At 56.3% G+C, this 12,857-nt stretch carries 12 protein-coding genes and 1 other annotated feature (1 of these 13 running past the window's edge); all 12 genes read right to left on the reverse strand.

What is annotated here, in order from left to right:
- Window positions 1-33: a binding site (T-box leader), on the reverse strand (it extends 266 nt beyond the left edge of the window).
- Window positions 34-223: 190 nt separating this feature from the next.
- Window positions 224-1,546 carry a LysM peptidoglycan-binding domain-containing protein gene (locus tag NYE48_RS20625; RefSeq protein WP_340999825.1) on the reverse strand — a complete coding sequence of 441 codons (1,323 nt, stop codon included), beginning with the start codon at window positions 1,544-1,546 and terminating at the stop codon, window positions 224-226.
- Between the two features lie 136 nt (window positions 1,547-1,682).
- Window positions 1,683-2,588 (reverse strand): RluA family pseudouridine synthase, encoded by a 906-nt coding sequence (locus NYE48_RS20630; protein ID WP_340999826.1) that lies wholly within the window; start codon window positions 2,586-2,588, stop codon window positions 1,683-1,685.
- Complete coding sequence (hemL, locus tag NYE48_RS20635) at window positions 2,585-3,883, reverse strand: glutamate-1-semialdehyde 2,1-aminomutase (RefSeq protein WP_036712997.1); 1,299 nt, start codon at window positions 3,881-3,883, stop codon at window positions 2,585-2,587. The genes NYE48_RS20630 and hemL overlap by 4 nt, the downstream gene beginning before the upstream one ends.
- A gap of 26 nt (window positions 3,884-3,909) precedes the next feature.
- Window positions 3,910-4,911, reverse strand: a complete 1,002-nt coding sequence (gene hemB / locus NYE48_RS20640; RefSeq protein ID WP_036712994.1) for a porphobilinogen synthase — start codon at window positions 4,909-4,911, stop codon at window positions 3,910-3,912.
- A gap of 35 nt (window positions 4,912-4,946) precedes the next feature.
- The gene (gene cobA, locus NYE48_RS20645; RefSeq protein ID WP_340999827.1) at window positions 4,947-6,500 is read right to left on the reverse strand and encodes a uroporphyrinogen-III C-methyltransferase; all 1,554 of its coding nucleotides are present in this window, start codon (window positions 6,498-6,500) and stop codon (window positions 4,947-4,949) included.
- 12 nt (window positions 6,501-6,512) lie between these two features.
- A complete protein-coding gene (gene hemC / locus NYE48_RS20650; protein WP_340999828.1) occupies window positions 6,513-7,469 on the reverse strand; it encodes a hydroxymethylbilane synthase in 957 nt (318 codons plus the stop codon).
- A 2-nt stretch (window positions 7,470-7,471) separates the two neighbouring features.
- Window positions 7,472-8,119 carry a precorrin-2 dehydrogenase/sirohydrochlorin ferrochelatase family protein gene (locus NYE48_RS20655; protein ID WP_340999829.1) on the reverse strand — a complete coding sequence of 216 codons (648 nt, stop codon included), beginning with the start codon at window positions 8,117-8,119 and terminating at the stop codon, window positions 7,472-7,474.
- A 7-nt stretch (window positions 8,120-8,126) separates the two neighbouring features.
- Complete coding sequence (gene ccsA / locus NYE48_RS20660) at window positions 8,127-8,948, reverse strand: cytochrome c biogenesis protein CcsA (protein WP_340999830.1); 822 nt, start codon at window positions 8,946-8,948, stop codon at window positions 8,127-8,129.
- Between the two features lie 22 nt (window positions 8,949-8,970).
- Window positions 8,971-10,365: a glutamyl-tRNA reductase gene (gene hemA / locus NYE48_RS20665; protein WP_212947994.1), complete on the reverse strand. Its 1,395-nt coding sequence runs from the start codon at window positions 10,363-10,365 to the stop codon at window positions 8,971-8,973.
- A 263-nt stretch (window positions 10,366-10,628) separates the two neighbouring features.
- Window positions 10,629-11,153 carry an S-adenosylmethionine decarboxylase gene (locus tag NYE48_RS20670; protein ID WP_212947996.1) on the reverse strand — a complete coding sequence of 175 codons (525 nt, stop codon included), beginning with the start codon at window positions 11,151-11,153 and terminating at the stop codon, window positions 10,629-10,631.
- Window positions 11,154-11,289: 136 nt separating this feature from the next.
- A complete protein-coding gene (speD, locus tag NYE48_RS20675) occupies window positions 11,290-11,688 on the reverse strand; it encodes an adenosylmethionine decarboxylase (protein WP_036712991.1) in 399 nt (132 codons plus the stop codon).
- Between the two features lie 333 nt (window positions 11,689-12,021).
- The gene (locus NYE48_RS20680; RefSeq protein ID WP_212947998.1) at window positions 12,022-12,609 is read right to left on the reverse strand and encodes a non-ribosomal peptide synthetase module; all 588 of its coding nucleotides are present in this window, start codon (window positions 12,607-12,609) and stop codon (window positions 12,022-12,024) included.
- Window positions 12,610-12,857 lie beyond the last annotated feature (248 nt).

Consider the following 12,857-nt stretch of genomic DNA (forward strand, 5'->3'; position numbering starts at 1 on the left):
TGTCATCCTACTATTCCCGTTCATCGTTCTTCAACAAAATATATACACATCATAACTTGGTTGCGGATTTTAGTCAACATAACCGGTGCCGTTGCCTAAAGTCGATTCCGCGTTATAACGTTTATTATTAACATATGTATCTTTCTTAAACAAGGTCCTTCGGCGAAGGCACAAAAAGAACCGCCCGGCGCTTATTCGGGCACCGGGCGTCGTCAACGCGAATTTATGGGATGTAGAGAATCTGTCCTTCCTCGACGGTCTGTTCGGACAGACGGTTATACAGCAAAATTTCGCGCGCGGTGAGCTGGTAGCGGCTGGCGATCGTCTCCAGCGTTTCTTCCCGCTGCACGATGCAAAGGCGCACCTTGCGGAACTGGTTTTTCTCGGTGCTGCTGCCGAGAAAGAGATTCTGCCACTGAATATCATCGCTCACGGACGACTCGCGTTCCGCCTCCTCCGCTTTCGGCTCTTCCGGGGCGGCCTGCTGCTCCTGCTGATTCTGGGAGCGGCTGGAGGATAGCAACGAGGAAAATCCGATCGCTTCTTTTTCGCCGGACTCCGCTTCCTTCTTGCTGCCGAGCGCGACCCGCATTTCCCGCTCATCCGGCGCTTCTTCCTGCGCAACCGACTCGCTATGGAAAGCGCTGAACGGGAAGGCAGGCTCAAACGGCTGATCCTGACCCACGGAAGTCAGGTAGAGATCCTTTTCCGTATCCTCATCCGCTTGGATCGCCGTTTTTTCGGGATGCAGCAGTTCCGACTCGTCTTCATGCTCGAAATGCCAAACGTTCGGCTGGTTTTTGCCCTTTCCGCCGCGCTCCCCGGATTCCTTGTCCGTATGTAACGCGGCAAGCGCAGGTTCTTCTTCCGTCTGCGCCACCTCTTCGGAAGGACGCTTAACGGCTGCCGGTTCGTTTTCAGCCGCCTCCGCTTCGGCATCGCCGGGGCTTCCCGCAGCCTTCGGAGCGGCAGCGAATCCTTCCGTCGCAAATGCCTCCGCATCCTGTTCGTCCGCGGCTGCTTCATCGTGCGGTTCCCTGGCCTTCGCTTCATCGGCATCAAGCTCCCCTTCCTCCAAAAAAGCGGCAAGCACCGGATCCTCCGCGGGATCCTCGGACGCATGTACAACGGTAAATTCATCGGCATTCCATGAAGATTCCGGTTCGCTCGCCGCGGTCTCGATCCCGCGAAGCGAAAGGACGCCGGTAATGTTCATGCTTCGTTTGGACAAAAGATCCACGTCGAAGTTTTCGATTTCGACCGATATTTCGTCCAGCGAAGTGACGCGGTTCGCAGGGACCGTAATCTCCACGGGAATGAAATGCTCAAGCCGCTGCGTCCCGTCTTCTTCCCCGTCCCCCCGGTACAAGCCGGTAAGCAGCAGGTGGCCGCGCAGCGCGACCTGCTCATCCTGGCTGATGACCTGGATATTGGGCAGGAGCTCCACTTCTTCCAGCTCGGCAATGCCCGGCAATTCTTCCGTCAAATGAATCCGTTCATAAATATCAAAACGCAAACCGTAGGACTGGTCAAACACTAGAATCATGTCCTCCTTTCGGCATATTTCTAACCGCGAGCCTGCTCACGGCATGAGCCCCAAAAATCGTTACTCATTTTATCTATATGCTCCAAACAGGAGGGCATTCCATTTTTGCGCGCGTCCGGCGGTTTGCGCCGACATTTTATATTGTGGGGCTCAACAGCTTTTGCTCGAGCTGCCGGATATCGCTTGGCCAAGGATCGGCGACTTCGATGCGCTCGCCCGTAAACGGATGCGTAAAGGCAAGCCGTTCCCCGTGAAGCGCCTGCCGTCCGATGAGCGCGGTGCTGCCTCCATACAGCGCATCGCCGAGCAGGGGGTGTCCCAGATGGCTCAGATGCACCCGGATTTGGTGCGTGCGGCCCGTCTCCAGCTCCAAATGGACCAGCGAAGCGTTCCGGTACGCCCTGCCCAAGCGCACGCGGGTCACGGCGTGTTGGCCCGTTGGCGATACGCGTCTGCGCTGCTTGTGATGGCGGTCCTTGCCGATCGGCAAATCGATCACATGCAAATCGGCGGGCACCGCCCCGTGCACGAATGCCGCGTAGCTGCGGGCGATGCGCTTATGGCGCATATCTTCGTCCAATTTAAGCTGGGCCCAATCGTTTTTGGCATACAGCACCGGACCTGACGTGTATTGGTCCAGCCTGTGAATATGACGGACGGCAATCTCTGCGCCCTGCATCTCGTAATGGGCGGCGACGGCATGATCGAGCGTCGGCTCCGATTCGCCCTTCCGGCCGTCCGGGTGAATGTTCATGCCCGCCGGCTTATGGACGACCAGGCAAAAGTCGTCCTCGTAGAGCACTCCCAAATCCTGCCATACGGGTTCGATGCCAGCCGTACTAACGGGAAAGAGGGCCAGCCGCAGCCGGTCCCCCCTCCATTCGATTCCACGGTTCGCTTGCAGCTGCCGGAACAGCTTTTCCGGCATCCCCAGCGTTTCGAGCAGCCAACGGGCGGTCGCTTCATTCCGGTCCGCCGCCCCGGTCAGGGCTTTCCCCGGGGTCAGCTCCAGCCACTCGCCGCGGCGCCTCCACGCTGTCACAGGTTTTTCAGGGCATTGTAGTTGGCGGCGATGGTTGCATCGATATCCTCGACGCTGTGGGCCGCCGACACGAACATGCCCTCGAACTGGGAAGGAGCCACGCTGATGCCTTCCTCCACGAGATTGCCGAAATATTTCGTGAAACGCTGGATGTCGCTTGCTTTGGCCGTATCGTAGTTCACGACGGGTCCTTCCGTGAAGAACGGGCATACCATCGAGCCGACCCGGTTCAACGTGACCGGAACACCCAGCTCCTTGGCGTTTGCCTCGAACCCGGCCGCAAGCCGCGCCGCGCGTTCCTCGAGCTGGTCGTAAACCGCAGGCGTCAACAGCTTCAGCGTGGTGTAACCGGCCACCATCGCCAACGGATTGCCGCTGAGCGTTCCCGCTTGGTAGATCGGCCCGGACGGAGCGACCTGCTCCATGATTTCGCGTTTGCCGCCGTAAGCGCCGACAGGCAGTCCGCCGCCGATGACTTTGCCGAGGCAGGTCAGGTCAGGCGTAATGCCGAACAACCCTTGCGCGCAGTTGATGTGCACGCGGAAGCCCGTCATGACTTCGTCGAAAATCAGCAGGCTGCCGTAACGGGTCGTAATGTCGCGGAGTCCTTGCAGGAAGCCCGGAAGCGGAGGCACGACCCCCATGTTGCCGGCAATCGGCTCGACGATGACGCAGGCGATTTCCTCGCCGAAACGTTCAAAAGCCACCTTTACCGACTCCAGATCGTTATAAGGGACGGTAATGGTGTTCGTTGCCACGCTTTCCGGCACGCCGGGGCTGTCGGGCAGGCCGAGCGTCGCTACGCCCGAACCCGCTTTGATCAGCAAGCTGTCGGCGTGGCCGTGATAGGAGCCTTCGAACTTCACGATTTTGCCGCGCCCCGTATATCCGCGGGCAAGCCGGATCGCGCTCATCGTCGCTTCGGTGCCGGAGTTGACCATCCGCACGACGTCGATCGACGGAACGCGCTCGCATACCAGCTTGGCCATTTCCGTTTCGATCAGCGTCGGAGCGCCGAAGCTGGTGCCTTTCGCCGCCGTTTCCTGGATGGCCGAAATGACTTCGGGATGGGCATGCCCCATAATGAGAGGACCCCAAGAGCCGACATAATCGATAAAGCTGTTGCCGTCGATATCGTAAATCCGCGAGCCTTGGGCATGGTCCACGTAAATCGGCGTCAGGCCCACCGATTTGAATGCCCGCACGGGGCTGTTCACCCCGCCGGGAAGATACTGTTTGGCTTCTTCAAACGCAGTGCGGGAAGCCTCTTCTTTCCGTCTACCAGTCATACTCATGAAAGTCACTCCCGTTTCTTAAGTAATTAGCGCTCCTGCATCCAGCGGGCAACGTCTTTGGCGAAATACGTAATAATGATGTCGGCGCCGGCGCGTTTCATGCCGGTCAGCATTTCCTCGACGATCGCCTTTTCGCTGATCCAGCCTTGAAGCGCGGCGGCTTTCACCATGGAATATTCTCCGCTCACGTTGTAAGCGACCAGAGGCAGATCAAACTGGTCCTTCAGCGTCCGAATGACGTCCATGTAAGCAAGCGCCGGTTTGACCATCAGCATGTCCGCGCCCTCCAGCACGTCCGTTTCGGCTTCGCGCAGCGCTTCGCGGGCGTTGGCCGGGTCCATCTGGTACGTTTTGCGGTCCCCGAACTGCGGGGCTGAATCCGCCGCTTCCCGGAACGGTCCGTAGAAGGCGGAAGCGTATTTGACCGAATAAGACATGATCGGCACATGCTCGAATCCGGCTTCGTCCAGTCCGGCGCGGATCGCCTGCACGAATCCGTCCATCATGTTCGACGGAGCGATGATGTCCGCGCCCGCTTTCGCCTGGGATACGGCGGTTTTCGTAAGCAGTTCGAGCGATTCGTCATTCATCACGTCGCCGTGGACTTTCCCGTCCACTTCGAACGTATGAACCATGCCGCAATGGCCGTGGTCGGTAAATTCGCATAGGCAGGTATCCGCTACGACAAGCAGATCGGGATACCACGATTTGATCAGACGGGTCGCTTCCTGCACGATGCCGTCTTCCACGAACGCCGACGTGCCCACGCTGTCCTTCGTCTCCGGAATGCCGAATAAAAGCACGGCCGGAATGCCGAGAGACACGATTTCATCCACTTCGGCCTTCAGCATGTCCAGCGAAAAATGGTAAATCCCCGGCATGGAGGAAATTTCGTTTTTCACTCCTTGGCCGTATGTGACGAAGATCGGCATGATCAAATCGTTGACGTTCAGCACGGTTTCGCGTACCAGGTTGCGCATGCCTGCGGATTGGCGCAGACGGCGGTGTCTTACTATCGGAAAACTCATGATTCATGACCTCCTGTGTCGTTTATTCTTGAAGTTTATTGCGCTTGCTCATGCGAAGCGTTCAGGTATGAGCAAAGCGATTCGAGCAGACCGTCGATCGTCGCCTGTTCGGCTACGACGCTGACGCGCAGCCCTGCTTCGGCGGCCGTCTTGGCCGTGATTTCCCCAATGCAGGCAGCCTCCGCCTTGTTCAGCAGCCGAACCGGATCCTGTGCGCCCATCTGCTTCAGCTTGGCGATCAGATTCGTTACGGTCGAGGAGCTGGTAAAGGTCACCACGTGAATGGCCCCTTCCTCAAGCAGCTTCAGGAGCTCCCCGTCCTCATCTTGGCTCATGACGGTCTGGTAAGTATCTATGGCGGTAACCTCAAGCCCCATTTCGGCCAGCTTCCCGGGCAGCCAGGCCCGCGCCAAGTCCCCGCGCGGCAGCAGCACCCGCTCCCCCGGCTGCAAACGGCTGCCGAGGGTTTCGATCAAACCTTCGGCCTGAAAGCGCCCGGGAAGTTCTACCGGAACGAGCCCGCGCTGCTTCAGCGCATCGGCCGTCGCCGGCCCGACCGCGGCGATTTGCGCACGGTGCAGTTCCCGGATATCCCGGCCTTGCTCCTGCAGATGGCGGTAGAAATATTCGACGCCGTTCACGCTCGTAAAAAATACCCAGTCGTAGCTTCCGAGCCGGGAGAGGGCGTCCCGAATCTCATCAAGCCGTTTCGGATCGTCCGGATACGCCGTTTCGATGACCGGAAACTCGTACGATTCGCCGCCGAGTTCGTCGATGCGTTCCGACAGCCTGGAGGCCTGGGATCTGGCGCGGGTGACGAGGATCCGTTTGCCGAAAAGCGGAAGAAACTCCGCCCATTTCAGCTGCTCCCGCTGCAGGACGACATCGCCGACGACGATCACGGCCGGCGGCTGGAAGCCGGCTTCGCGCACCCGCTGCTCGATATCCGCAAGCGTCCCGGTCAGCGTCTCCTGCTCGGCTCGCGTCCCCCATCGCACCAAGGCTACCGGCGTGGTGCCGGGCCGCCCGTGCCGCATGAGCTGGTCCGCGATATAGCCGATTTTGGACACGCCCATCATAAATACGAGCGTCCCCGTCGCATGGGTGACCCGCTCCCAATCGATCATGCGGTCCAGCTTGTCCGGGCTTTCATGGCCGGTAATGATCGACAGCGACGAAGCCATTTCCCTGTGGGTGACGGGGATGCCGGCATAAGCGGGAACGCTGATGGCAGCGGTGACGCCGGGCACGATTTCGTAAGGTATTCCGTTTTTCTTCAGCAGTCCGGCTTCTTCCCCGACGCGTCCGAAAATCGTCGGATCACCGCCTTTGAGCCGGACGACTGTCTGGCCTTCTTTCGCCAAATCCACCAGCAGCTGGTTGATTTCTTCCTGTTTCATCGTATGCCGGTCCGGCAGCTTGCCGACGTATATTTTCCTCGTTCCCGGCTTTACGGCCCCCAGCAGCTGCGGGGCGGCGAGACGGTCATAGACAACCACATCCGCTTTTTGCAGGCACTCCAGCCCTTTTACCGTAATCAGCTTGGCGTGGCCGGGGCCTGCACCAACCAGATATACTTTTCCCGCCATCTCCTCATCCCCTTATTCCCTGGCTTGTTCGAGAATTTTCTCTGCTCCCCGCTCAATCAGCTTCCGCGCTACGTCTTCCCCAAGCTGCAGCGGATCGGTGCCGGACATCGTTTCCTTCAGGATAACGTCACCTTCCGGGGATCCGACCATGCCCGTCAATTGTATAACGTTTGGTCCGGCAGGGGAATGACCTTCCGGCGCCTTGGCCAATACGGCATGCGCTCCGATCGGAACCTGGCAGCCGCCGTTCAGGACGCCCAAAAATTTGCGTTCCGCCGCGACCGTCAGCTCGGATTCCTTGTCGTTGTACAGGGCCAGCAGCTTCAGCAGCTCTTCGTCATCCCCGCGGCATTCGATGCCGAGCGCACCCTGCCCGACCGCAGGCAAGCAGGTTTCAACCGGGATATAGGCAGTAATGCGGTCCTCCCAACCCATCCGGTGCAAACCGGCCGCCGCCAGCAAGATCGCCTGGAACCCTTCCGTCTCCAGCTTCTTCAGCCGGGAATCGATATTGCCCCGCACCGGCTCAAGCGTCAGGTCCGGACGGTATGCCTTAAGCTGGCTCGAGCGGCGAAGGCTGCTTGTTCCCACCTTTGCGCCCTGCGGCAGCTCGTCGATGTTTTTGCCGTCCAGCGTAATGAGGCAGTCGCGCGGATCCACGCGGCGCGGCACGGCGCCGTTGACCAGCCCTTCCGGCAAGACGGAAGGCATGTCCTTCATGCTGTGCACCGCCATGTCGATTTCGCCGTCCAGCATCGCCTGCTCGATTTCCTTGACGAACAGTCCTTTGCCCCCGACTTTGGACAGCGTGACGTCCAAAATGCGGTCGCCTTTCGTTACGATTTTTTTTACCTCGAAATCAAATTCGAAGCCATGCTCCTTGCATAGCCGTTTCAGGTCGTCGATCACCTGTCCCGTTTGTGTCAGTGCCAGCGCACTTTGTCTGCTGCCTACTACGATTGTCCGCATTCCTATTCCTCCTGGTTGTCGTGGATCCACTGCCTGATCCTCTCCGCGCTCCACAGGCCGAAACCATCCTGCCGCAGGGATTCAAGCATCTCAGGTCCGCCAGCCTTTTTTAACAGCTTTTGCCGTGCTGCCGGATCGCAAACCTGTTCCTTGACCGTTTTTCGTATTTCATATAAGCAATCGAGATAGGTTTCGTATTCTGCTCCGAATTCCTGCTCAAGCCTTTTCCGGATCGCGCTCGCGGCAAACGGCCCGGCTCCCGAAGCCGAGACGGCGATGACAAGCCGCCCCCGCCGAAGCACGCTCGGATGGATGAAGTTCCCCGCTTCCGGACGGTCGGCGACGTTGGCCAAAATCCCCCTGGCCCTCGCTTCCTCCGCCACGCGGCGGTTCACTTCGGGATCGTCGGCGGCGGCATGGGCCATAAACGCCCCCGCCAGATCTCCCGCTTCGTATCCCCGGGGAATCCATTCCAGCTCCCCTTGCTCATGATGCCGCCGCAAAACCGGCGTCACCTCCGGGCTGACGACCTTCACCAGCGCCGAGCAGGCGAGCAGTTCGCCCACCTTTCTTTCGGCGACGCGCCCGCCGCCAATCACCACGCAGACCCGGCCCCCGCAATCGAGCATGACCGGCATGTACGTTTTCACGTCAGCTTCACTCCCCGCCCCAGCGATGGAAATCAGACCATGAATTCAACACGAAAATGATGATGATAAATACGTACCCCGCCAAAAGCCATTTGGCCATCAGCGTGCCCGTATGCTGCTGCGACCGTTTTTTGAACAGGTAAAAATAATAGAACGAGAGTCCCGCCAGCGTCGCAAGCACCTTCAAATCCAACAGCAAATTGATCCTTCCCTCCGAAACGACCGACAGCACCGCCACGATAAACGAAACCGTCAGCACGGGCGTGCCGACAAACGCAAGCGAATAGGCGTATTTGTCGAGCATTTCGAGGCTGGGGAGACGCCGGACCGCGTCCGTCCATTTCTTTCCTTTCAATTTTCGGTGAAGGAAAAGATACATCAGCGCAAACACGGCCGCGATGGTGTATACAACGAAGCTGAGATTGGCGAGCGTGATGTGAAGGATCAGCAGCCCGTGCACGGTTTCCCAATGCTTAAGCGGGTTGTTCCCGGGCGAAAACCACAGCCGGTTCAGCACCTGCACGCCAAAACCGATGATCCCCAGCAGCAAAACGGCAAATTCCGCCCGCTGCAGCAAGTTCATGATCAAAGCGGCGACCACAAGGCTGAACGCAAGCAGAAGCAAAAAATCGAACGGCGTAAAAATCGGAAGCGCATGTTCCTCGAAAGCACGAACAAACAACGCTCCCGCCTGCAAAACGCCGACAACGGCAAGAAGCCCTGTACCCATCCGCTTCGCGGCCCGATTGCGTCGAATGCAATCCGAGATAAAAAACAGAAGGCTCAGGGCATAAATATAAATTGCTGCATCATAAAATCCAGTGAGCATGTCCACTCCCCCTGACACCCGGTTATAGGCCAGCTGGCGTCAGCGTTCCTTTAATGGCAAACGGTTTGTGTTCATGCTTTTCTCTGCTGTAATCGTTTGTTGTTCCGGGCTTGTTCTGAAGGCCTTCCTTCGTTTGTCCGGCATCGTCAAGCTCGTTTTCGAGCGCGAAAATTTGCGTGAAATACTCCAGCGCCTCGTTTCCGTTTTTCCCTGCCGTCATTTCCTTGATCCGGTTGATCGGGTCGTGCATCATCTGGTTGACGATGCTTTTGGTCAGACGGTGGATCACCTTGCGCTGGCGCTCATCCAGCTCCGGCAGCTTGTTGAACAAGCTTTGGAGCGTTTCTTCGTGAATCGCCGAAGATTTTTCCTGCAAGGCCCGAATCACCGGTCTTACGCCCAGCGTTTTCAGCCATTGCTGGAATTCGTCCATCTCATGGCGGATCATCACTTCGATTTTGGCCGCTTCGGCCTTCCGCATTTCCAGGTTGCTTTCCACGATCCCTTCCAGGTCGTCGATATCATACAGGAAGACATTGTCAAGATCGGCAATCGCCGGATCAATGTCCCGCGGAACCGCGATATCGATAATGAACAACGGTCGGGACTGGCGTTTTTTCATGCTTTCGCTGACCTGCGCGCGATCCAGGACGTAATCCTTGGCTCCCGTAGAGCTGATCAGGATATCGACCTCCTGCAGCCGCCCCAAAGCCTGCTCCATCGTGCACGGCGTTCCCTTGAACTTGCTGGCGAGTTCCTCCGCCCGGGCAAGCGTGCGATTGGCGACGATGACCTCTTCCGCTCCGTTCGCGTACAGATGTTTCACCGTAAGTTCGCTCATTTTCCCGGCCCCGAGGATCATGACTTTTTTGTCGTCGAACATGCCAAAAATCCGTTTGCCCAGCTCTACGGCCGCATAGCTGACGGAAACGGCGCTTTCCCCGATGGAGGTTTCGGAATGCGCTCTTTTGCCCAGCGTGACCGCCTGCTTGAAGAGCATGTTAAACCATGTGCCCGTCGCTTTCTCCTGCTGGCTGAGCAAAAACGCCGAACGGACCTGGCCCAAAATTTGCGTTTCGCCAATCACCATCGAGTCCAGTCCGCAGGTCACGCGGAACAGATGCGAGATGGCCTGTTCATCTTCATATATATATAAATGCCGGGTAAATTCCTCGCGCGGAATGTCGAACCACTGCTCCATGAAACTGCGGATAAAATGTCCGCACATGTGCAGGCGGTCCACCACGACATATATTTCGGTACGGTTGCACGTAGCAACGATGACGCCTTCCATGACGCTTTTCGTCTGCATAAGCTGGCTGAGCGCTTCCGGCAGTTCGTTCGGTTCGAACGTGAAACGTTCCCTCACTTCTACAGGCGCTGTACGATAGTTCAATCCGACAACGACGATATGCATTAACATGTTCACCTGCCTAAGCTTTCGTTTCAAACACCAAATTTTGCGCAGGTCAGGCCATAAAATCCCTTCGAAACCCGCGCAAACCGTTTAAATCATCAGCAATCCAATGTTGCTGTTTTTGTCGAGTTGCTATATTAAGTATAGCACAGTTGTCTAGTGCCCCTGCATCATTTTATGAAATGTTTATGAAAATGCACGGCGTAACCCTAAAGCATTTTACTATCTTGCCAAAAACTGCACGGGATTATACGACAAGCCCTTTATTTCCCGTCGATCAGGTCGGCGAGCTGTTTGCCCGCTTTCTTCAGATCGTCGTTTTTCGAGGAAATGACTTGCCCGCCGTCGCTCAGCAGCTGCTGATAGGACTGGACCGCTCCCGAAAAAATCCCGCTGTATTCCTTAAGCAGCTCCTTCTCCTCTTCCCGCAGCGGCCGGTTGCCTCCGATCTGCCAGGACGTGATGGCGTCCACAAGGCCGCCAATGGCCGGGAACGCGTAAAGACGGTCCTTGCCGACCGCGTTGACAAGCCTGTCATGGGTAAAGGCAGCCGAATAAGCCGCCAGCTTCAGCGCGTTCAGGTCGTTCGTACCGCCGCTGTCCGCGGCGTCCAAAAGCGAAGTGTTCAGGACCTGCATCTGAAACAGCGCCACCTCGTACAGCATTCGCTCCGCATCCGCATGTTCCGTTTGCGGCCGCATCATCCGGTAACCCTGAATCACAAGAACCAGGAGCAGCAGCGCCGTCAGGCCCATAAACAACAAATCCCTTGCATTCCGTCTTCTCATTGGTCGCAAAGCCCCCTTAAAGCATCATATGAAGCTTGTTCCATACTTTAAAGTATATTGGGGACGCGCAAAACAAATAACCATGGAGGACGGCTCCATGGTTATGATCATTATCGTTCGGTAGCGCAGCGGCCTGTTACACCAGCTCGGCTTGTTTGAATTCCGGCGTTTCCACCTTCAATTCGCCCAGACCGCGCACAAGCTTTTTCGCATACGTTTTTTCGGGCTTCAATACGGATACCAGGTAATCGATTGCCAATTGCGGATCGACGGTTTCGCCACAGGTGTAGCAATCGATCGCTGCAAATCCTCTCTCGGGGTACGTATGAATCGAGAGGTGGCTTTCTGACAGCAAAACAAGCACTGTCGCTCCTTGAGGCTCAAACTGCTTGGATTGTACCGACATCACGGTCGCGCCGCATGTTTCCGCAGCTTCAACCAGCTGGGCTTGCAAAAACTCTGCGTCGTTCAGCATGTCGAAGTCGACTCCCCAAGTATCAACAGCAACGTGTCTTCCGAAAGTTGAATATTCCATCTTCCGGTTTCCCCCTTCCTAGGAATAAAATGTTTGAAAATTTCATCCGCTAGGACCTACGTCATTCACTTCCCGAGGGAATAATCTCTCGCAACATTCAATGTCCTGAGTGAATCCTGGTTCCTAATATATTCTTTTCAACGAGATTAAAAATAACATCTCTCCGGGCGAATTGCAATACTTTTTTTCGCTCCAGAACGTTTTATTTTTTCCTTATTTTTCAAGGGTAATACCGGACAATCCTTTCACTCTCCCGCCCGGCGCAAACCAGAATCAAAGCCAAAAAAAGAACCCCTTCTTATGCGAAAGGGTTCCCGGTTTCTGTGTATGGGATCAAGCTTCTAATGCAAACCATTTTGCGGCTCCGAGCCGCAGCTTTTCGTCGATGCGGGCGATCTCCTCGCCTGTCTCCGCCTTGTTCCGTTGATCCAGCCAGTAATCGATGTCCTGATACAGCCGCGTAATTTCCTGCTCGACATCGTTCAGCTGATACACCCGCTGCAGTTCGCCTGCGGTATGTTTGTATTCATACACCAGCTTGCGATGGGAAGCGGTCACTTCCTCGATCTTGCGGACGGAACCCTGTTCATAATAATACATCATTGTGAATCCTCTATAAATCCGGTTGACGATGCCGCTCCCTTTGCATGAGGTGAACAGCTTGCGCACCAGGTTCGTCAAACGGGGATTCACCAAGCGGCATGACAGCACGCAGAAGTACAGGCCATTCTTACTTTCGAGAGGGAAATGAACCTCCTCGCCGCTTTCGTCCACCAGCACGATTTCTTGTCCTCCGCTGCCGAGCACTTTCACGATGGCGTGCATGTGGCAACATTCAGCCGAACGCATAAACTGGTTCAATTGAAGCTCCGTCATTTGCAGAGTGGCTTTGACATACTCCGTGGCTAACCGCTGAGCCATAAAAATCTCCTCAATTCTTTGTCAACGACCATAGAATCCTTCAAATCGAAATGAACGGAGGATTCCATAATCCGAACAAAAATTTCCGTCAAAAACGGCTTCCGTCATGGTTTCGAATCCCGGAATTTTTTCCGTCGAATCCATTCCTTAGTATTATTATACAGCACATCGCAAAACGATTGCTTGCAGGCGGAACCATGAATTTTCTTCATATTTCATTAAAAAACGGATTAAACCGGATTTTTGGG

It is taken from the genome of Paenibacillus sp. FSL M7-1455 (assembly GCF_038004655.1).
GTDB lineage: Bacteria > Bacillota > Bacilli > Paenibacillales > Paenibacillaceae > Paenibacillus_AQ > Paenibacillus_AQ cookii.

What these genes read in the sequence shown, in the direction of transcription:
- NYE48_RS20625 (WP_340999825.1), bottom strand. Translation starts at nt 1,546, where the DNA reads ATGATTCTAGTGTTTGACCAGTCCTACGGTTTGCGTTTTGATATTTAT.
- hemL (WP_036712997.1), bottom strand. Translation starts at nt 3,883, where the DNA reads ATGAGTATGACTGGTAGACGGAAAGAAGAGGCTTCCCGCACTGCGTTT.
- hemB (WP_036712994.1), bottom strand. Translation starts at nt 4,911, where the DNA reads ATGAGTTTTCCGATAGTAAGACACCGCCGTCTGCGCCAATCCGCAGGC.
- cobA (WP_340999827.1), bottom strand. Translation starts at nt 6,500, where the DNA reads ATGGCGGGAAAAGTATATCTGGTTGGTGCAGGCCCCGGCCACGCCAAG.
- hemC (WP_340999828.1), bottom strand. Translation starts at nt 7,469, where the DNA reads ATGCGGACAATCGTAGTAGGCAGCAGACAAAGTGCGCTGGCACTGACA.
- ccsA (WP_340999830.1), bottom strand. Translation starts at nt 8,948, where the DNA reads ATGCTCACTGGATTTTATGATGCAGCAATTTATATTTATGCCCTGAGC.
- hemA (WP_212947994.1), bottom strand. Translation starts at nt 10,365, where the DNA reads ATGCATATCGTCGTTGTCGGATTGAACTATCGTACAGCGCCTGTAGAA.
- NYE48_RS20670 (WP_212947996.1), bottom strand. Translation starts at nt 11,153, where the DNA reads ATGAGAAGACGGAATGCAAGGGATTTGTTGTTTATGGGCCTGACGGCG.
- speD (WP_036712991.1), bottom strand. Translation starts at nt 11,688, where the DNA reads ATGGAATATTCAACTTTCGGAAGACACGTTGCTGTTGATACTTGGGGA.
- NYE48_RS20680 (WP_212947998.1), bottom strand. Translation starts at nt 12,609, where the DNA reads ATGGCTCAGCGGTTAGCCACGGAGTATGTCAAAGCCACTCTGCAAATG.